The organism is Idiomarina sp. (assembly GCF_048260185.1).
Taxonomy (GTDB): domain Bacteria; phylum Pseudomonadota; class Gammaproteobacteria; order Enterobacterales; family Alteromonadaceae; genus Idiomarina.
Map to the genome: position 1 here is coordinate 762,696 of NZ_JBLXHB010000001.1, position 20,236 is coordinate 782,931.

19 protein-coding genes and 1 pseudogene are annotated in these 20,236 nt (G+C 46.4%); 4 read left to right on the forward strand and 16 right to left on the reverse strand.

Translation table 11 applies throughout. The annotated features are described in order from the left end of the window. Nucleotides 1-33: 33 nt before the first annotated feature. The 13 genes from ACN0RF_RS03765 to ACN0RF_RS03825 form a co-directional block, all read right to left on the reverse strand. Nucleotides 34-1,671, reverse strand: coding sequence for a CTP synthase (locus ACN0RF_RS03765; protein WP_317496729.1), 1,638 nt, complete (start codon nucleotides 1,669-1,671; stop codon nucleotides 34-36). Nucleotides 1,672-1,907: 236 nt separating this feature from the next. Then, the gene (locus ACN0RF_RS03770; RefSeq protein ID WP_417438107.1) at nucleotides 1,908-2,138 is read right to left on the reverse strand and encodes a hypothetical protein; all 231 of its coding nucleotides are present in this window, start codon (nucleotides 2,136-2,138) and stop codon (nucleotides 1,908-1,910) included. A 127-nt stretch (nucleotides 2,139-2,265) separates the two neighbouring features. Then, nucleotides 2,266-5,397: an efflux RND transporter permease subunit gene (locus tag ACN0RF_RS03775; RefSeq protein WP_417438108.1), complete on the reverse strand. Its 3,132-nt coding sequence runs from the start codon at nucleotides 5,395-5,397 to the stop codon at nucleotides 2,266-2,268. A gap of 10 nt (nucleotides 5,398-5,407) precedes the next feature. Further along, nucleotides 5,408-6,313 (reverse strand): efflux RND transporter periplasmic adaptor subunit, encoded by a 906-nt coding sequence (locus ACN0RF_RS03780; RefSeq protein ID WP_417438109.1) that lies wholly within the window; start codon nucleotides 6,311-6,313, stop codon nucleotides 5,408-5,410. Then, a complete protein-coding gene (locus ACN0RF_RS03785; RefSeq protein WP_417438110.1) occupies nucleotides 6,310-7,557 on the reverse strand; it encodes a TolC family protein in 1,248 nt (415 codons plus the stop codon). The genes ACN0RF_RS03780 and ACN0RF_RS03785 overlap by 4 nt, the downstream gene beginning before the upstream one ends. Before the next feature lie 49 nt (nucleotides 7,558-7,606). After that, on the reverse strand, nucleotides 7,607-7,933 hold the full coding sequence (locus ACN0RF_RS03790) for a hypothetical protein (protein WP_417438111.1): 327 nt from the start codon (nucleotides 7,931-7,933) through the stop codon (nucleotides 7,607-7,609). A 67-nt stretch (nucleotides 7,934-8,000) separates the two neighbouring features. After that, on the reverse strand, nucleotides 8,001-9,971 hold the full coding sequence (locus tag ACN0RF_RS03795; RefSeq protein WP_417438112.1) for a hypothetical protein: 1,971 nt from the start codon (nucleotides 9,969-9,971) through the stop codon (nucleotides 8,001-8,003). A 38-nt stretch (nucleotides 9,972-10,009) separates the two neighbouring features. Then, nucleotides 10,010-10,720, reverse strand: a complete 711-nt coding sequence (locus tag ACN0RF_RS03800) for a hypothetical protein (protein ID WP_417438113.1) — start codon at nucleotides 10,718-10,720, stop codon at nucleotides 10,010-10,012. Nucleotides 10,721-10,916: 196 nt separating this feature from the next. Continuing rightward, complete coding sequence (locus ACN0RF_RS03805; RefSeq protein WP_034820564.1) at nucleotides 10,917-11,309, reverse strand: SecDF P1 head subdomain-containing protein; 393 nt, start codon at nucleotides 11,307-11,309, stop codon at nucleotides 10,917-10,919. A 47-nt stretch (nucleotides 11,310-11,356) separates the two neighbouring features. Further along, nucleotides 11,357-12,001: a class I SAM-dependent methyltransferase gene (locus tag ACN0RF_RS03810; protein ID WP_034820562.1), complete on the reverse strand. Its 645-nt coding sequence runs from the start codon at nucleotides 11,999-12,001 to the stop codon at nucleotides 11,357-11,359. Nucleotides 12,002-12,035: 34 nt separating this feature from the next. Continuing rightward, the gene (locus tag ACN0RF_RS03815) at nucleotides 12,036-12,656 is read right to left on the reverse strand and encodes an HAD-IB family hydrolase (RefSeq protein ID WP_153849036.1); all 621 of its coding nucleotides are present in this window, start codon (nucleotides 12,654-12,656) and stop codon (nucleotides 12,036-12,038) included. 187 nt (nucleotides 12,657-12,843) lie between these two features. Then, nucleotides 12,844-13,209 carry a cupin domain-containing protein gene (locus ACN0RF_RS03820; RefSeq protein WP_417438114.1) on the reverse strand — a complete coding sequence of 122 codons (366 nt, stop codon included), beginning with the start codon at nucleotides 13,207-13,209 and terminating at the stop codon, nucleotides 12,844-12,846. Between the two features lie 79 nt (nucleotides 13,210-13,288). Further along, nucleotides 13,289-14,317, reverse strand: coding sequence for a DUF2157 domain-containing protein (locus ACN0RF_RS03825; RefSeq protein WP_417438115.1), 1,029 nt, complete (start codon nucleotides 14,315-14,317; stop codon nucleotides 13,289-13,291). A 91-nt stretch (nucleotides 14,318-14,408) separates the two neighbouring features. Here ACN0RF_RS03825 and ACN0RF_RS03830 point away from each other — a divergent pair, with 91 nt between their 5' ends. From ACN0RF_RS03830 to ACN0RF_RS03845, 4 genes and pseudogenes are all read left to right on the forward strand, one after another. Continuing rightward, the gene (locus ACN0RF_RS03830) at nucleotides 14,409-16,739 is read left to right on the forward strand and encodes a glucose/quinate/shikimate family membrane-bound PQQ-dependent dehydrogenase (protein ID WP_417438116.1); all 2,331 of its coding nucleotides are present in this window, start codon (nucleotides 14,409-14,411) and stop codon (nucleotides 16,737-16,739) included. A 122-nt stretch (nucleotides 16,740-16,861) separates the two neighbouring features. Next, nucleotides 16,862-17,350 (forward strand): hypothetical protein, encoded by a 489-nt coding sequence (locus ACN0RF_RS03835; protein WP_417438117.1) that lies wholly within the window; start codon nucleotides 16,862-16,864, stop codon nucleotides 17,348-17,350. Between the two features lie 134 nt (nucleotides 17,351-17,484). Continuing rightward, a pseudogene (locus ACN0RF_RS03840) lies at nucleotides 17,485-17,724 on the forward strand (superoxide dismutase); the annotation flags it as partial. Then, nucleotides 17,721-18,614: a ZIP family metal transporter gene (locus ACN0RF_RS03845; protein WP_417438118.1), complete on the forward strand. Its 894-nt coding sequence runs from the start codon at nucleotides 17,721-17,723 to the stop codon at nucleotides 18,612-18,614. The pseudogene ACN0RF_RS03840 and the gene ACN0RF_RS03845, both read left to right, overlap by 4 nt. A 49-nt stretch (nucleotides 18,615-18,663) precedes the next feature. Here ACN0RF_RS03845 and ACN0RF_RS03850 read toward each other — a convergent pair whose 3' ends face one another. The 3 genes from ACN0RF_RS03850 to ACN0RF_RS03860 all read right to left on the reverse strand — a co-directional run bounded on the left by ACN0RF_RS03850 (nucleotide 18,664) and on the right by ACN0RF_RS03860 (nucleotide 20,203). After that, nucleotides 18,664-18,882, reverse strand: a complete 219-nt coding sequence (locus ACN0RF_RS03850) for a type II toxin-antitoxin system Phd/YefM family antitoxin (RefSeq protein WP_417438119.1) — start codon at nucleotides 18,880-18,882, stop codon at nucleotides 18,664-18,666. Between the two features lie 275 nt (nucleotides 18,883-19,157). Further along, nucleotides 19,158-19,583 (reverse strand): GNAT family N-acetyltransferase, encoded by a 426-nt coding sequence (locus ACN0RF_RS03855; protein ID WP_417438120.1) that lies wholly within the window; start codon nucleotides 19,581-19,583, stop codon nucleotides 19,158-19,160. Between the two features lie 17 nt (nucleotides 19,584-19,600). Then, nucleotides 19,601-20,203: a hypothetical protein gene (locus ACN0RF_RS03860; protein WP_417438121.1), complete on the reverse strand. Its 603-nt coding sequence runs from the start codon at nucleotides 20,201-20,203 to the stop codon at nucleotides 19,601-19,603. Nucleotides 20,204-20,236 lie beyond the last annotated feature (33 nt).

Here is a 20,236-nt window from a genome sequence, read left to right on the forward strand (position 1 = left end):
ATCCTGTTTAATGCTTAATCATTAGCCGGGTTATTAACCCAAACGCTCTTTATGAAATTCGCCAGCAGCTTCTATAAAGCCTTTAAATAACGGGTGCCCGTCACGCGGCGTTGAAGTGAATTCCGGGTGGAACTGTACTGCCACAAACCAGCGGTGTTTCGGGTTTTCCAGAATCTCAACCAACTGCTTATCGTGCGAGTAACCGGTAATTTTTAAGCCAGCTTTCTCCAGTGCCTCAACATAATGGTTGTTCACTTCGTAACGATGACGGTGGCGTTCTTCAATGGTCTCTTTACCGTACATTTTCAGCGCTTTAGAGCCCTTTTCTAAATGACACTCTTGTGAGCCAAGGCGCATGGTGCCACCCAAGTCAGAATGCTTATCGCGCAATTCTTTCTGGCCGCTGGCGTCCATCCATTCGGTGATAAGACCCACTACAGGATCGCTGCAATTTTCATCAAATTCAGTACTGTTAGCGCCAGCTAAACCGGCAACATTACGAGCGAATTCAATCATTGCGACTTGCATACCTAAACAAATGCCCAAATAAGGCACATTGTTTTCACGAGCGTATTTCGCTGCAATTAGTTTGCCTTCAATACCACGACCACCAAAGCCACCGGGAACCAAAATAGCGTCCACGTCTTCAAGCTTAGACGTACCTTTGGTTTCTAAATCTTGCGAGTCAATGTAACGAATGTTCACCGTTAAACGATTCTTAAGACCAGCGTGCGCTAAGGCTTCGTTAACTGACTTGTAAGCGTCAGGCAGTTCAACGTATTTACCAACAAAACCAACCGTGACTTCTCCGTTCGGGTTCGACTCCTGATACAGAACCTCTTCCCACTCATGCAAGTCGGCTTCAGGACAGTCCAGACGGAAACGTTTGGTCACTATATCGTCCAGGCTCTGAGCTTTTAGCATAGAAGGTATTTTGTAAATACTGTCAACGTCGCGCAGGCCAATAACCGCGCGCTCTTCTACATTGGTAAACAAAGCGATTTTCGAGCGCTCAGTTGCCGGTAAAGAACGATCTGAACGGCATATTAATATATCGGGTTGAATACCAATAGAACGCAGTTCTTTCACTGAGTGCTGTGTTGGCTTGGTTTTCACCTCACCCGCAGCACCTAAGAATGGCACCAGGGTCAGGTGCATAAATAAGGTGTGGTCACGACCAATTTCCGTGCCCAATTGACGAATGGCTTCAAGGAAAGGTTGTGACTCAATGTCACCCACCGTGCCGCCAATTTCAATAATGGCAATATCGAAGCCTTTACTGCCTTCAATAACACGACGCTTAATTTCGTTGGTAATGTGAGGAATGACCTGAATGGTCGCTCCTAAAAACTCACCTTTACGCTCACGGCGAATAATGTCTTCATAGACACGGCCGGTGGTAAAGTTGTTGCTGCTGGTCATACGGGTGCGGATAAAACGCTCGTAGTGACCAAGGTCAAGATCGGTTTCAGCTCCGTCTACGGTGACAAAAACTTCACCGTGCTGAATTGGACTCATGGTACCCGGATCTACGTTAATGTAGGGGTCCAGCTTCATGATAGTAACGTTAAGGCCCCGTGCTTCAAGAATTGCCGCCAGGGAGGCTGCAGCAATGCCTTTACCCAGCGAGGATACAACTCCGCCGGTTACGAAAATATAGTTTGTCGCCATGTGATACCTAGTTGGTCAGGTCAAATTTGGGATTGCATTCAGACGGGAAAGTAGTATACCGAAAGACGCCCCTAACAACAAATAAAAGCTGTCGTTAGCTACTTCTAAAAGCTAGTAATCGGCATCAAAATCTATGCACCGATAGATTAAAGTCAGGAATGTTGCTCAGTGCTCTCATGTGTTTCGGGCAGTTCTTCCCAACGGGATAATTTGTTTCGCTTTGCACTATATAACAATCAAAACCGCTTTAAGTAATGAAAAAGAACATATGTCCAAATAACAGCTGCGGGTATCAGACTAAAAGCAAGTTGAGCGTACATTTCAGAATTGCCGGTTAGTTCTACCGTGCTTATTGCTACTCCAATTCCCACACCGAAAAGTAAACTTAGAACGGAAAATAAGATGGTAAAGGCTTTGCGGTCGAATTTAGTTTCGCTAGCAGCTAATGCTTTCGCGCCTGAGTTCATGGTGTTTCCTTAATAGTCGGAACTTATTGTTTTAATCATGTTAATAAAACCAAACTAACTTGTTAAGAGTGAATCAATAAAAAAGCGCGCTCAAAATGAACGCGCTTATTCGGAGGCATTAATAAAATTACGTTTTCGCCTGTTTAAATCGATTTACCAAATAAAACAACGCGGGTAGAACAACCAGCGTCAGAAGCGTTGACGAAATAATACCGCCAATAACAACGGTGGCCAGAGGCCGTTGAACCTCTGCTCCTGTACCAGTATTAAATGCCATAGGAACAAAGCCTAAGCTCGCGACAAGAGCGGTCATTAATACCGGTCGCAGACGTTGTTGCGCTCCCTCAAATACAGCGTCTTTCAGCTGTAAGCCATCGCGGAGTAACTGCCGGATAAAAGACAGCATAACCACCCCGTTTAAAACTGCGACACCAGACAAGGCAATAAAACCCACCGCCGCAGAAATAGACAGAGGCATGCCTCGCAATGACAAAGCGAAAATTCCGCCAGTTAATGCAAGCGGCACTCCGGTAAAGATAATCAATGCGCTGCTTAAAGAACCGAAGGCACTATACAGCAGGCCTAAAATAAGCAGCAGCGTCAACGGAACCACCAGGCTTAAGCGCTCTGAAGCTGACTGCAACTGCTCAAAAGTGCCGCCATAATCAACCCAGTAACCCGTCGGAATATCCAGATTTGTGTTTAAACTCTCCTGAACCGCATTAACGAATGAGCCCAAGTCGCGGTCAGTAACGTTGGCACTAACTATGACATTCCGTTTACCACTTTCACGGTTAATTTGGTTCGGACCATTGGCCAGAGTCAGTTTGGCAACTTCCCCCAAAGGCACGTACTGCAACTCTGGGTTACTCGCTGCAGGTACATCCACCGGTAGTTGTTTCAATTTTTCAATGTTCTGCCGCCAGTCATTGTCCAGCCGAACCAATAGTTTGAAACGTTTGTCACCTTCATAAATAACCCCGGCCTGAATGCCGCCTACAGCGCTCTGCAATGTACTTTGTACATCAGCAACCGTAAGTCCCAGCAACGCCAAATGGTCTCGCTTAGGTTCAACAGACAAGATAGGTAAGCCGGTCATTTGCTCAACGCGAACACCGGAAGCCCCCGGAACCTCTCTGATAATAGCCGTCGCGGAGTCACCCAGTTGTTTGAGTTGTTCAAGGTCGTCGCCATATATACGTACGCCAAGATCAGCCCGCACGCCAGCAATCAGCTCGTTAAACCGCATTTCTATCGGCTGGGTGAATTCGTATTTGTTACCGGGTAACTCTTGTACCGCATTACGAATTTCGCTCACCAGCTGCTCTTTAGTTTTAGCGGGGTTAGGCCAATCTTCGCGTTCCTTCAGCATAATAAAGGTATCGGCGACGCTCGGCGGCATAGGATCCGTTGCGACATCCGGTGTACCAATTTTAGAGAATACCCGTTTCACTTCACCGAATTCAGCAACCACGGCTTCTACGTCTTTTTGCATGTTGACCGATTGCTGTAAGCCAGTCCCCGGAATCCGCAGCGCATGCATGGCAATATCGCCTTCGTCCAGCTGGGGCAAAAACTCTGTGCCCATACGGCTGGCCTGGAACAAAGAAGCTGCAAATAAGCCAAAGCCAATAACAATAACTAACACAGGGAGTTTCAACGCACCTCGTAACACCGGTTGATAAGCTTTACGAGCGCCGCGCATGACTTTGTTCTCGCCGTGCTTAATATTGCCACGGACAAAGATAGCGACAGCGGCAGGAACAAAAGTGACCGAGAAAATCAAGGCACCCAGCAGAGCTGCAACGACGGTGAAAGCCATAGGATGGAACATTTTCCCTTCCACGCCGCTTAGCGCGAATATGGGCAGATACACCAGCATAATAATGAGGACACCGAATACCGCCGGATTGAATACCTCACGCGTACTCTTCATGACCTCAGCTAAGCGTTCCTGAGTATTTAACACCCTTCCTAACCGCTGTTGCGCATTGCCCAGTCGTCGCAGAGCATTTTCCACTACAATAACGGCCCCATCGACAATAATACCGAAGTCAATCGCACCCAGGCTCATCAAGTTGCCGGACACTTTATTCGTGACCATTCCGGTAATAGCAAACAGCATACTAAGCGGGATAACGCATGCGGTGATCAAGGCCGCTCGTATATTGCCGAGCAGAATAAACAAAACCACAATAACCAGAATCGCGCCTTCGAAAAGGTTCTTCTCAACCGTGGCAATGGTTTTATCCACCAGGGTAGTACGGTTGTAAATGGCCTCAGCGACCACGCCGTCCGGCAGGCTTTGTTGCACTTGCTCCAGCTTTTCGGAAACCGCTTGTGCCACTATGCGACTGTTCTCACCAATCAACATCATGGCAGTGCCCAGCACCACTTCTTCCTGGTTAGACGTAGCCGCTCCGGTTCTCAGCTGCTCCCCCAGTTTCACATCGGCAACATGACGAACCCGAACCGGCGCATCGTCCCGCTTTGATACCACCACATTGCCAATTTCTTCCAGAGATTTTAACTGACCCGGCGAGCGCACCAGCCATTGTTCCCCGTTCTTTTCTATGTAACCAGCACCAGCGTTTCGGTTGTTCAAATCCAAAGCTCTGAGTAAGTCCTTCATGGTCACTTTGTAAGCCAGCATACGACCCGGGTCAGGTGCCACCTGGTACTGCTTCTCATAACCACCGACACTATTTATTTCGGTAACCCCAGGTACTTTTACCAACTGCGGTTTAATGATCCAGTCCTGAATGGTGCGCAGGGTTTCCGCAGTGTAAGGGTTACCCTCTGCGTCGGTTGCTCCGGGGTTTGCTCTGACAACGTAGTTAAAAATTTCACCTAGGCCTGACGCAATGGGTCCCATAGCGGGTTCAACGCCCTGCGGCAGCTCCCCTCTAACTTGCTGCAGCCGCTCGCTGATTTGTTGCCGAGCCCAGTAAATGTCAGTTCCTTCTTCAAATACCACTGTCACCTGAGACAAACCATAACGAGAAATTGAGCGGGTATAATCCAGCTTCGGGAGACCCGCCATAGCCGTTTCTACCGGATAAGTGATACGTTGTTCTGTTTCCAGCGGTGAGTAACCCGGCGCTTCGGTATTCACCTGTACCTGCACATTGGTTATGTCTGGCACCGCGTCAATTGGCAGCTTCACGGTGCTGTACACACCGACAGCCGCAATCAAAAAGGTTGCAGCCACGACCAGCCAGCGTCGTTCAATCGCAAAGCGAATGAGTGCATCAATCATTGTAGTCCCCTTAGTGGCTGTGCCCTGCACCCTGTTTGAGAATGTCGGCTTTAATCAAATAACTGTTGCCAATGACATACTCTGCGCCTAGCTCAAGCCCCGAAAGAACCTCCACGTAGTCACCCGATTTACGGCCGGTTCTAATCTCACTGGCTTCAAATCGGTTGCCGTTGCGGATAAAAACTACGGTTTCTCCGTTCAAGGTCTGAATAGCATCGGACTCAACCGCGATATCAGCAGTAAAGGTGTCGGTTGTGACATCCGCTTTAACGTGCATTCCCGGCCGCCAATGTCCTGATTTATTGGGCAATACTACGCGTGCCCGGGCGATGTGACCGCCGGTCATCTGAGGTGCAATGTAAGATACTGTACCGCTTACCGTTTTATGGTGGTGCAAGTCGTAGACCTCGGCGGTCTGACCTTCCTGCATTGCTTCCACGTTTTCGGGAAAAGCTGACAACTCTACCCAAACTGAAGCGGTATTAATTACCTGAAATAAAGGTTGCTGATCAACCAATTCACCAACATTGGTAAAACGTTCAGAAACCTGGCCACTAATGGGACTGACTACACTGAACCTGGTACCTGTACTGACGTTTTCGACTACGGCAAGTACCTCGCCCTTTTCAACTGAGTCGCCGATATTGGCATTAAGCGAACTCACAATGCCTTTATAGCGGGCGCTAATATGCGCAATATTGTTATTCTCCGGGGCAATTACACCGAATACGGTTTGAGTCACAGCCATGCGTTGAGAGCTAACTTGCCCCATGCTCAGGTCGGCGTTTTCAATGGCTTTATCACTCAGTTCGGTATGCGACTTTTCATGGTGGTCATCTTCCGACGCCCAGGTTTGTTGGGTGTAACTACAGACAGCCAACAAAGCAGCTGTTAGAAAGTAAGTTGATAGTTTCACTGCTGTTCTCCTAAAAATGCTTGTCCGGTCATACGTTCCAGCTGAATGACATCGCTATATATGGCGTGCTCCCGCGAAACTCTTTGGTACTCGAGCTGAGCTAGCTCATTCTGCGCATCCAGCACCTGCAATAGCGAATGCGTGCCACGCACATAGCCCTGGTTCGTTTGTTCGACCAGTTGCTGTGCCAGCGGCAATAGCGTGTCTTTCACTTTTTGTCGGTAGTTTTGATGGGTTTGCAGGCTGTTTATTAGCGCCAGTGCCAGCGAGCGCAACTGAGTTCGCACCAGTTTCTGCTGCTGCAGGTTCGATTGATGCAAAACCCGACGCTGCTGAATACGCCCAATATTAGGATCTTGCAGTTGCAATGGCATCGAAGCTTCAACCACAAAACCGGTATCATCCGACTGATTGTTGTAACGCAAGCCAAATCCGAGACTTAAGTCAGAGGTAGAGTCTGCTTCCAATGCCTTTGCCTGAGCCTGCAATAAGCGCTCGGAATCTAACAGCCGTAAATATTCAGGTGCCTTATTAACTGCATTTAGAACGTCAGATTGCTTCGGCAACTTTAAAGGGAAATAAAAAGTCCCCGAAACTTGGTTAAAGTTTGGCTGCTCAGCCCACATTGCACTGAGCTTTGCCTGCGCTTTAGCCAACTGGCCTTTCAGTTCTTCTATATCAGCCCGTTGGCTCTCGCGCTGAAGTCGAATACGGGTTACCTCAGAGTTTGGAACCGCGCCAGCATTTGCCCGCTCCTGTGCAGTTTCTAACAGACTCTCCGTACGATGGAGTTGCTGCTTGCTAAGGTTAATAAACTCCTGCAGCTTGAGTACTTGGTAAAAGCGTTGTGTGGTTTGTGCCAGTACCTCAATGCGCTGGTATTCAAACTCGGCCTGTTGCACTTTCTCTTCGGCTGTTGCCGCATTAATGCGCTGCTGGCGTTTCTCTCCTAACTCAATGACCTGAGAGAAGGACAGCGTCATCTGCGCACTATCCAGACCGGAGCTTTCACCAGAGCCAGCAAAGTTTTCAACTTCCAGTCCAACTCTCGGATTAGGTGAAAACTCAGCCTGCAGAGTCAGTGCCTCGGCGGCCTGCTGTTGGTAATCGTACTTTTGTAAATCGGGGTTACTCTTCAGCGTGCGGTTTAATGCATCACTTAAAGTTAAATCTGACGCGGCAGCACTAACCGGAAACACCAATATGGCACCCAGAAAGACCACCACGAAGCTCAAACGCTTCATGTTTTTTCTCCAATTGTTCGCTATTTAAAAATGACGGTAGAAATGGAGATTAAGCGTTTGGTGGGGGAACCGGCGGTTGATGGGCTAAACCCTTATCAAAAATCACAGCGGTAGGTTGAGCTTCGGTAATAACGGGACAAGCAGAGACACTAATGCCATAACCAGTAATGCAACTAACGTGCGCATGAAACTGGTGGTCGTGCCCCTGCTCAAGATCTAAAGATGAAGAATTCGCGCTATGTTCCAAACCATGGTTTACATCAAAAACAACATCCACACTGCTGTGGCTTGCGTCTTCCATATGGCCAACCACAGACGCACAGGTAAAAAAGCTGTGTATCAGGATGACTGTAATGAGTAACCATGAGATTTTCATGCCCGCTACTTTATCGAACTTAAGCCGCGAACGCTAGCGCAGAGCAATAAAGCTATAAGCCTATAAACTACTTTGCGTTCTGCGTGCCAGTAGAATTCAAGTCAATATCTACGTCATAGTCGATAAATTTAGCCTCCCCCATATACCAAATTTCAAAGGTTTCGGGCTCGCCATAAAAATAGTAAACATCTACCGGTGGCTTGTTCCGACCATGAGCATACACAAAAGACTGCCTCGTTATTTCCTTGAGGTATCCCTTGCTATCCTTAACAAAAACCTCATTCCGACGACGTTCTTGTTCGTACGCTTTTCTTTTTATCGTTTCGCGCGGCTCAAACTCCGCGTAGTCAATAATGAGTCGGTTACCTTTTAGACTTGCGCCTTGCGGCAATTCGTCTTTAGCATAGCTTTCTTTCGTCAGATTAGGTGCGATAAGCACCGGAAGCGCAGCTTTAAAGCGAGCAGGTTTAGTTGTGAACCTTTTTGGATAATAATCAATACTGTGCGCTTTAAAGTCATAAGCAAATTCAATGCTCTCTAAATCCGTGTTTTCGAGGTTCCCACTTTTCTTTAACTCAACTTCAGCGGCATCCTGCACTGGCTCATTATTTTCATCAAAGAACTTATGACCGGCCATTGCAGATGCCGCCACCCGGTTGCCACTTTCAATAAATACATCGCTTTGTACATTGGGGTAAAACCACCTTATAACTCCGGGGGTTTCAACATCCTGTTTTTTCGGGTCGTCGAACTCATATCCTCGGAAATGTAGTAATGTCATTAAATCTGAAATTTCTTGTGCATTTAATTCGGTACGGGATGCTGTAACAGGCAGACGATCATTGTAAACAGGAGCCGTTAGCTCAATCTCAGGTATATCGCCCAGGCTGATCTCATAAGTCCGGGAATATGGCAGGTCAAGCACTGGAAGCTCTAACTCACGTTCCACTTTTTTGCTTTCTTCACCGTACACTAATAGCGTTAACAACCCTTTTTCTACTTGTCCGTTAAAGGCTCTGCCTAAATATATTTTACCAGCGCGCGCCTCTTTACTGTCTTTTTGCCAGGCCTCAAAATCCTTTTTTACAGCTTCTAAATCGATATTTCCCTGTTTAGCCTTTGCTATTACCTCTTCCAGCAGGTCGTTTTCCTGATAAACCTCAGACGTAGGCCGACGTCGTGTTGACCGCCAGGCGAGATAATCCCCATTGGCTGTAACGGCCTCAGCAAGAACATCTTCATTTCCGAACAATTTAGAAGGGTCGGTGCCGTCTTCAATACTAATTTCAACTACGTAATAGTCTTCCCCAAACTCCAGCACGTTAATTAAAAAGCCGTCTCGCTCCAGAGTTTCTCCAACATCTTCAGCGCTGAGTTCAAATGTAATTATCTGTTCTGGCAATTCTGCATAAAACTCTCCCTTTACAGCAACTGGTCTGGGGGACTTCTCATCGCGTGCCTCGGTGAAACAGAATTCTTCACGTGTATCGACAATATCGCCCAATGCCTGCTTATTATTTGCCATATCAGGAAAGCTCGCATATTCAGGGAAGCCCAAGGTATCACCGTTGTCGAAAATCATATTGGTGTATGTCAGACTGTAACGAAACGGAAACTCAAAGCCAGGCTTCAGAGTAAAACCCTGTTCGTTTGAATATTGCATGCAAGAGAGGTGTTTCCAACTGTTTACCGCTACCATACTTTGCAAGTACGCTTCGATGATTGCGTCCCTGTCACTGTATTGGTTGAAATGGAAAAACTCCGGCTGAGTGTATTCAACTTTTTCTATCCCGGCATAAAAGACAAAAACGTCCATCATCCATTGGAAGTTAGACATTTCCTGACCGTACAGTGCACGTCCGAGCTCTTCGTCCTCAAGCCCTTTTAATATTTCAAAACGGGCGTCGTGAAGTTCATCGCGTTGCTGAATTTGCTCGTACACAGTTCGACCCTCCTGCTTAGCTTCCTTGCTTTCTGCACAACCCGCGCTCAGCATTGCGCTAACGACGGCAACACCCAAAACTTTGTATATATTCACTGTTTCCCTACCTACTTTTTTAAGTAAACCTTTGTGCGCTAGTCGTTTATTTGAAACCACCAGGACAAGTACGGATATTCTTCTAATGCTTCCGGCGGCGGTTGCTGTAAAAAGCCATGACCCGGATCAAGATCAAGCGCTCCGGTTTCCTGAACAATACCTCTAATTGCCTTAATGGATGCATCCGACTTAGCCTCTTCCAGCTGCGCTTCCTCGTGAAAAGACCATAAATATAAGCCTAATGCGGAATACCACAGGCTGACTAATTCAGGGTTACTCTGCTCTTTTGCCTCAACAATGACTTCTTTTGCCGTATCCTGAATAGCCATTTCCACCGGCGGCAATGCATCGTCGCCCGTCAGCAAGCCTGCTTCGACGAATTTTTGCCAGAGCGGTGAGCCGGCATCGCAATATAGGTAAGGTGGTTCAATGTAGCCGACGGTGGGGTTTGTCTCGCCGTTCCACTTTTCTTCAGGGTGAAGTCCAACAAAAGTAAACTCGCGTGCGCTATCGAAAAAGGCTTTATGCACGGCGTAGTCAGGGTGTTGAGTGAGTTTAAATTGGTAAACAAAGTTGTGTTTCAACAAAGTGTCAATAACACGAAGATGAGTAAAACCAGTATCCCAACATTCCTGAAATTGATAGAGGTTGCAGAATAGCGAGCGCAGTTCCTGGCTCGTCTTTGTTTTCGACTGAGCCAGACAGTTAACCGACGACTCAACCAGGTCTTCAAACTCGTGCATCGACATAAGACATTCCCTTATTAGTAATAGCGCGGCTCTTCACAATACAGCTAACGGAAGAAAACTTACTATGCACCTTCCATTGGCACCGTGTTGTCATTTTGTAAACTGAGTTTACCCAACTTAATACCCAGCTCCAATACAGTTGTGGACACCTTTACAGAAACTTAACCCTAAGTTTCTGCATAACGGCCTGGAGGAACTAACGTATGCGACGAGCGCCCTCGTCCATTCCGGTCACTCTAAACTTCTTTCCAAGTGGTGCCCTGACAACGGGGTTTGATATCAATTCATCACCACAATAAATTCGCATGGGTAAACCAATATGCTCTTTACTCGCGGCTTTCCATTTACTCAGCGCATGGTCGGCCACTTCTATTGTCCATTGAACCGTATTATTGTCGGTAGTTGTATTTAACGAACTAAGGTCAGAACGCTCTAACAGTAAGGTATCCGGGGCTCCCTCACTCTTTGCTGGTAAATATAAGTTAAAATCACAGTACTTTTCTTTGTCCTCTGCGATCGCAGTATCGTCCGCATACGTGAAAGCACTTACCAATAAAGCAAGAACCAGAATGTATTTAAAATTGGTCAAGTTTTGTCCCTGTAACTGAGTCGGTAAAAAGTTTTCCAGCTTTCTAATTAAGCTTTGCAGATAATAATATTTATTATTTTATCAACGACTTCACCTGTATTACTCACGCCCTGCTCTGCATAATATTCCGCATTGAGTAATCTGAACCCCGCGTCTTGCAACAAGTTACAGGCGAGTTCCCTATCGTAGAGCTCAAAGCCATAAGGCACGAAGGGCAAATCTTTCATAAATGAACTATCGCCAAAAGCGAGACAGAATAGCCCCTGAGGTTTAAGAACACGTCGAATTTCCACTAAGTGCTCAAGTGGTTTGTCCCAAAAATAGAGAGTATGAACGGTCAGAACTTTATCGAATACATTGTTATCAAAATTGAGTTGAGAGGAATTGCCCTGCTGAAATGTTGCCTGCCCCGAAGTCACTATATCTTCGTTCATGCGTTTCGCTTCGGCAACCATATCTGCTGACCAATCAACGCCAGTATAGGAGAGGTTATCAGCCCGTTTGATTATGTCAGCAGCAAAAACTCCATTGCCGGGACCAATTTCCAGCAGTGACTCCGAATTTTGTAGGTTTAAAAGATCTATGCACTTTACGTTCAACTGACCGTTTGCACTGTTCATGTTTAAAGCGACTTCAGAGGCGTGCTCTCCACTAGGATGACGTAGTTGTGAAGCCAGAATTTGTGGATCCATTTGAGGTTACCCGTTAACAAATAATATTTTTATTTTACAAAGCATCGGAAGGCTCTGCTAATTCAGACATACGCTGCCACCTAAAATACTTTTCATCCGCTAAAGACAACATGGGCATGTCTTCTTCGGTATCACCATAGGCAAATATGGTTTCAAACGCGGACAAATCGAGGGTACGTTTAATCCCTTTCACTTTATTATCCAGACTGCAGTCGCCGGAGACATAACGGCCTGTCAATTTATTGTTTTTAAGCTCCAGTTCACTGCATATGAACTTAATACCCTGGGCATTACACCAAAACGATAAATATGAATTTAACGATGCTGACACCACATAAATTTCGTCGCCGCGCTGTTTATGCCATTCAATTTTTGCAAGCGCTTCTTCCCTTGTAACACTGGGCAAATAGTGTTCAGCAAACTCTTTTGCCGATTCTAAAACTTCAGGTGCCCGGCGGTTCCAGAATACAATTCTGGATAACGCAGGCCTCGTTCGTGAGGCTTTTAAAAGCCCCAGTTTATAAAGAATAATAATTGGTGAGGCTAAAATCAGAGTTGCTATAACGCGGTGCTTAGGGGTTGCGTAAAACAGGAACTTTGTGTAAGTGTCCTGGTTAGTTATTGTGCCGTCAAAGTCAAAGAGAGCTAAGTTCATTGAGTTAGGCTATCCCGAATCCACTTTCATCAATCAATTTTTTTGCAGCTTTGGCTCTAAAGCGTTGTAACGATAATCTAATTACCGTTGAAGCAACCACCGCGCAGTCATTATTCGAAGGCTTCATCTAGACTCAGCTCTTTGCTGCCTAAAGACTGATTCAACTGTAGCAGGTTACGAATTAACCTCAAACCCAAACATCGTTCTTCGCCTTAAGCTCACCACCGGCTTTCCCTGTATTTATAACGCCCCTTGGTTCAATTAGAAGCACCTGACATTCGCTCTCAGCAAAGGGTTTATGCTCTACACCTTTAGGTACCACATACATTTCCCCTTCCGCTAGCTGCACAACGCTATCTCTGAACTCAATACCCATTTTTCCCTTGAGTACCAGAAAAACTTCGTCGGTATCTTTATGATCGTGCCAGACAAACTCCCCCTGAATCTTAACGACCTTAATTTGATAATCGTTCATTTCGGCAACCACCCGCGGCGACCAATGTTCAGAAAACTTACTCAGTTTTTCGGCAAAATTAACAACCTTTGATGACATTGGTCTTCTCCTTAACTTTCTTTGCTTTAACTCAAATTGTAATAGTGAATCATTCGATGGCTATATTAACTGACGTTCCTTAAGACCTTGCCTCTAGCAACTCCCGTAACTCCGCGGGAATCAGCGCACGCAATTTGTTAGTCATGGTCTTTTCATGCTTCTGCCAGAGAATACCTAAATAAACGATACCCAGACCAATAGCCGTTAAAGCGACTGGAAATAGCCAACTGTCCTGGAAAACATCCTGAGCTAGATAGCCAAGATAGAAGCAACTACCAAGGGCTCCAAGCACCACAAATACCCGGCGAACCAGTAATACACCAACACCTATCATCAGAAGATTTACGCAGAAATAGACAAATTTTGACAGCTCACTGTCGGACTCCATAAATGATAGGCTCCCCCAGAATGCCAAAGCGCCAAAAATATAAATCCAGAAGGCATAATCGGCTGTATCGCGCGAACGAATGTCCACCCAGAATGCAAAACCTATCATTAACAATCCAGTGTACAAGGATACGAGTTTTCTTAATTCCCAACTGAGGTCACCGCCAGCAATCATAACGGTAATATCCATCGTCATATACCAAAGTGTCACAGCTATAGGCATAACTAAAAAAGGATATTTGTACTTCCACGCCATAATGACACCGACAGCCAGTGTAGCCAGTTCCATGTATATCCAGTGCCACTTTATGTACCGGTGATACTCACGATAAACAGTTTCGTCGGGCCAGACACCTAACCATTGCTGAAGACCGTAGATAGCCAACGGCGTTAAGCAAACCACAAAGGTGGCGCAGATTCCTGCGGGAATAGATAAGCTTTTGGCGGAGAAAACATGAGTAAGTTTTAAGCCAATAGCGGCATAAAGAACGGATATCAGAACAATCCCGGCACCGCCAAAAGACTCCCACCCCAGGTTCATAAACAGCGTCATGGCGCCAATAGCAATAAGCCCGCCCAGATAATACAGCACATGATTAAAGGTAAATTGAGGCTTGTCCTGATGTTGCTCTTTAAAAAACTCAAAAAGAGCGTCGGCTTGCGAAGTCGAGATAATGTTTTTATCTGCCGCCTCGCTTAAGTTCTTCCTTGTAATATTCATACTGTTTCTTCAAATTCCGCGGTGACTTGGTACTCCATCTGCTAGAATATCGCTCACATCTGTATGCATTTCAACATATGGAATCATTGCTATGATTTTATTCGCTATTCTAACTGCACTTCTTGGCCTCGCCTTAACAGTAGGCGGTATTCACCTGCTTACATTGGGTGGCAGCTTCTATTACGCTCTAGCAGGCGTGATTTTACTATTTAATGCCTGGCTTGGTTACAAACAGCATCCGTTAACCCGCACTTTGTTCGCTGTATTCCTGATCCTCACCATGCTGTGGTCATTATGGGAATCTGGGTATGACTGGTGGGCATTAGCACCCCGCATAGGTTTATTTTTGGTGCTGGCCATACCTTTGCTTCTTTCCAAAGTGGTAGACAATGGCGGGCGCAAAGTATTGCTCCCGGTGTGGTCCGTTCTTGCGCTAATGACACTGGGCAGCCTTCTGGCAAACCCGCATGACTTATCCGGCAAATTAGATACTCAAGTAGACAGCGAGTCACCTAAACAGGGAAACTCCCCGGAAGACAGTTGGTACGCTTATGGCCGGACTAATATGGGTCAGCGTTATTCGCCACTGAATAAAATCACCACCGAAAATGTGGGGCAACTAGAAGAAGCCTGGCGCTACCGCACTGGTGATATGAAAGGCCCTAAAGACGTCGGTGAAACCACCTATGAAGCAACGCCATTGAAAATTGGCGATACACTCTATTTGTGTACACCGCACAATTGGTTAGTCGCACTGGATGCCGACAACGGCTCTAAACGCTGGGTATTTGACGCCGAAGTGCCGCCAGAAAGTCAGCGCCAGCATCAGACTTGTCGCGGTGTGTCCTATTTGCCGCCAAGCTCCGGTGAGGCGCCGTCTGCTGAAAAGCTGGACATAGCGGCTGAAAATCAGGAACCAGTACAGTGTGACGCCGAACTCTTTCTTCCCACGTCCGATGCCCGTTTAATTGCGATAGATCCAACCAGCGGCGCACGCTGTGCAAACTTCGCAAATAACGGTGAGCTCGATTTAACCCACAATATGCCGTTCAAACAAGCCGGTTATTATTACTCTACGTCGCCGCCAGTTGTGGCGAATGGCGTAGTGGTGGTTGCAGGCTCCGTAAACGACAACTACGACAAAAACTCACCTTCCGGCGTTATTCGTGCCTATGACGTAAAAACGGGCGAGCTGGTATGGAACTGGGATTCCGGCAACCCGAATGAAACCGCCCCTATTGCCGAAGACGAAGTTTACACTACCAGCTCGCCTAACAGCTGGTCGGTAGCCAGTGCCGATGAAGAGCTGGGTCTTATTTACTTTCCTATGGGGAACCGCACACCCGATCAGTTGGGTTGGTACCGCTCTGAAAATGAAGAGAAATATTCCAGCTCTGTGGTTGCACTAAGCCTTAAAACCGGACAGGTAGAGTGGGTACAACAATTTGTTCACCATGACCTTTGGGACATGGATACCCCTGCCCAGCCAGTATTGCTCGACTTAGACACTGTAAGCGGAAGACAACCAGCTCTTGTGGTACCCACTAAGCAAGGCGATGTGTACGTGCTGAATCGTGAAACCGGCGAACCTATATTCCCTATTACCGAAAAATCAGCACCTCAGGGAACGGTAGCTCTGGATAATGCCTCGCCAACACAGCCAATTTCAGCGCTAACCTTCCGTCCTCCTACCATGACTGAAAAAGACATGTGGGGAGCGACACCGCTGGATCAAATGATGTGCCGTATTCAATTTAAGTCTCTACGCTATGAAGGCCAGTACACACCGCCATCAGAACAAGGCACACTGGTGTATCCGGGTAACTTCGGGGTCTTTAACTGGGGCAGTGTTGCAATAGACCCAAAACGTCAGGTTATGTTCGGCATGCCTTTATACCTAGCCTTCACACAAACTCTGGTTAAAAAAGACGGCTCCGACATGGGTCCGGCCAACCAGGGAGAACAAGGTCTGAACTCAAACGACGGTGCACCTTATGCGGTAGATATGAAGCCTTTACTTTCTCCGCTGGGCGTCCCCTGTCAGCAGCCACCATGGGGCTACGTGGCCGGTGTTGACCTGAAAACCGGCGAAACCGTATACAAGCATAAAAACGGTACTGTCCGTGATCTGACACCACTTCCGCTGCCAATTAAAATGGGCGTCCCCGGTATTGGTGGCCCTATCATCACCGAAGGCGGTGTGGTCTTTATGGCAGCCGCTGTAGATAACTACCTGCGCGCTTATAACTTATCCACCGGTGAAGAACTTTGGCGCGCACGTTTGCCAGCTGGCGGACAAGCCACACCAATGACTTACTTGAACGGCCAGGGTGAACAAATGGTGGTTCAGGTAGCTGGTGGTCACGGCTCTATAGGCACCACCATTGGCGATTATGTAATTGCCTATAAACTCAAACGCTAAGCAATATAGCCGCGAAATGTAAGCTAAAGGCTATTTCCAAGGACGAACTAAAGTATTGGCAAACGTTGCCGATACTAATGCAAACCTACGGAAATAGCCTATAGCCTTCTGGAGAGAGTGCCATGCCTATCTCTTTATACACGAAACCCGCCTCTTCCAGTGTGCCTTCGGTTAGTACTAAGCCGCTCAACACAACAACGAATAACCAACCTACAAGCGACAAAGCCAGTAGCAACGCCAGTTTTTATGTTGACCTGTCACCTTTGGTTAAAGAACTTACCTCTGCCTCTGAAAAAGGGGAAAGCTCGCTGTTTTCTAAGAAGGAAAAAATTGACGAAAGTAGTCTTCCTTCAGGGCTAAAAGACTTACTAAAACGGATAGCGGAGTACAGAGAAAAGCTTAAGGAAAAACAACAGGAACTGCAGGATGTTATGAACGATAGCGCCCTGAGCGATGAAGAACGCAAGGCCCGAATAGACGCTCTGCAAAAGGAAATCAGTAGCTATAATACCGCACTTAGCCAGGCCATGCTCCAACTCAGTGAAACGGTTGATCAAATGGACTTAGATGACAAAGCAGTTGCGGAAGTTATGTCCTTGGTTATGTCCTAATGAAAAGCCCCACTTTTTGACCTGCATTTGCGAAACTTAACCGCCGCGTATGTACTCTAATTGAAGTACAATCATCAAATAAGTGTACGTTATGTCTATACAAAATAAAGTAGCTTTAATGACTGGAACTGGTCAGGTTCGAGCCACCTATGACGTGGCTTGAGCCTCAAGGTTCAAACGGAAAACTTGAAATAACCAGTACAGCGAATCAAGATAGCCCATTAATGGATAGACTGACTCCCATACTCGGACTGGATGTTTGGGAACACGCTTACTATTTAAAATATCAGAACAAACGTGCAGACTATATTGCAGCATTTTATGAAGTCGTCCACTGGTCCGAAGTTGCCAGGCGTTTTGAGGAACATAAATGAAGGTAATGGAATTAATTCAACCAGGCTGGCGGCTTGGAAGCAAGCTGCTTGCCTGGTGCGCCCTATTGCTGGGCGTGGGCTATGGTCTGCAGCAACTCATTCTGTTAATGCAGACTCAAGAAAATGTGCGCTATGCCTTTTATGCAGGAATGATAGCTGCAGGTGCAACCGCTTTAGGCACTTTTCCGGCTCTGTTCTCCAATCAGTTATCTAGCCGTTTACATGCTGCAATGCTGGGGTTTGGCGCTGGTGTCATGCTGGCGGCCAGTATTTTTTCTCTCATTGTACCTGCGTTAAACTTGTTTGAAGTGGCCGCACAAACGGCCTGGCAAGGCCCTCTCAAAGTAGCTGCCGCTATTCTCCTGGGCTCTTTTTTGATGATGGCTCTGGAGCGCAGTGTACCGCATGAGCACTTTATTAAAGGCACTGAAGGGCGTCAGGCACTAATATTAAAACGCAGTTGGCTATTTGTCATTGCTATTATCCTGCACAATATACCCGAGGGTCTGGCAATAGGCGTCGCCTACGCTGGCGAAGATACTGTTGGAGCTTCAACTCTGGCAACCGGTATTTCGGTGCAAGACATACCGGAAGGTTTTGTCGTAGCCATGGCCTTACTAACCGCCGGCTATAGCCGTAAGATAGCAATTGGTGTCGGGATGTTATCCGGCTTGGTGGAGCCATTAATGGCTGTTATTGGCGCCATTGCATTGAGCAACTCAGCTGTGCTGCCCTGGGGGCTGGCTATGGCGGCGGGCGCTATGCTGTTTGTTATCAGTCATGAAATGATTCCCGAATCACATAAACAAGGCCACGAAATGTCCGCAACGAATGGCCTTATGCTGGGGTTTGTTCTGATGTTTGTACTGGATACCGCTTTGGGCAGTTAGCGCTCAGCTTAAATACCTGAATACAGGCGAAGCAATCACAGAGTAACGCTTATTCGAAGGCTTTATCCAGGCTCAAAGCCTCCTTGCTTAGAGATTTCTCGGACAATTTAAGCAGTTTAAGCAAAGCCATAGTTTCCTTCTGAAACTCATCATCAGCGTAAGACTGCACCACATACGCAGGCTTACCTTTTTTGGTTACTAGCAAGTCCTCTTGCAACTCGAACGAATTCGCATTTTCTTTTAAATAAGTAACCGTTTCCGTTTTCATAGCATTTTTCACAAAGCTTATTTATCGAGTAACCACATGACAAAAGCGTACAAGTTGGTAAAGAGGTAAAAAGCACACAGACATAGTGTCACAAAATAAACTGAAAACAGTACCACTTTGGGTGCTATCTCCCTGACTAGCCATTGGAAGCCTGATGCGTCCAGCCAACAAGGTAATGCCGCGGTCAATGCTAAAATCACAACTTGCATATACTCGAGGCGATACTCCGCAGCGGAGTTAGCGTAATACCCGAATGTGTATTTTCGTTAAATCGACTACTTTCGAACAAAGCGACACATACCTTTCCCGAGGTTTTCGCCGTCTCGCGCAATAAACTCGTAATGCTGATAAAAAGCCTCTTTTCCTTTAGCTGCGAGTAGACCTACTGTTGAACCTTCAGGGCATGCTTTACTTAAATAGTTTTCCACTCTTTCCATAAGCTCACGGCCAATACCGTAGCCTTGATATTCAGGACTGACTAAAACATCTTGAATATAAAAGTAGATGAAACCATCACCAACAACTCTTGCCATGCCTATAAGGTTTTCCTCTTGGCGGATTGAAACATTGAACAATGAATTATCTAAGCTATTTTGCGCCACACTCTGCTCAACGCTGTCCCAAGCGACTTTGTGTCTTAACTCAATGTATTCGTCCGCTGTGGGTGGTTCGTTGACTATTGTGTAGTTTAGTTTTTTCATTGTGTGCTTTTACCCGTCTACTCGGCCTCCCCACAATTAGGAATAGCATTAATATTGCGCTGAATATCGCCGTCTAATTTAGTGATATCCATGTCCTCAAGGAACAAGAAAAAATCTTCATCGTCTTGAGTCTTTAAATAAACATCCAACTCTGAATTACTCCATGAGAACTTATCGCCACGGCAGGCAGAGACTAGTCTCACGTTCATACTGCCAGCTCCTCCGGCCTCATTCTTACTACGATACTCTTTTACAGCTTTCTGCCCTTCATACATTGTCTGTGCGTCTTGTTTTGATAACTGCATGATCGTTATTTTCTCGTTGTCCTCAATATCTTCTTTTAAGTTATCAGGAACGAGGTAGTCATCATTAATTATTACCGGAAAATTATGACTAAAACTGTATTCAGGATCGTCAGTTCGAAAATCAAAATCAATAACCACGTCGCCATCGCGCACGTCAACGCCTTCCGGGGCCTTTACCGCAACAACCAACTGCTTCGGATCAGTCTCTAAAGGATTTAGATCCATCAGTTTTATCATGGTGCTAAGTGGAATGTTACTGCATGCCGTTGCCAGAGCTAGAATGCTGGCTAGTAAAATTATTTTTATTTTATTCACAATGAATCCTAATTGTAAAAACCAAATGTAGAA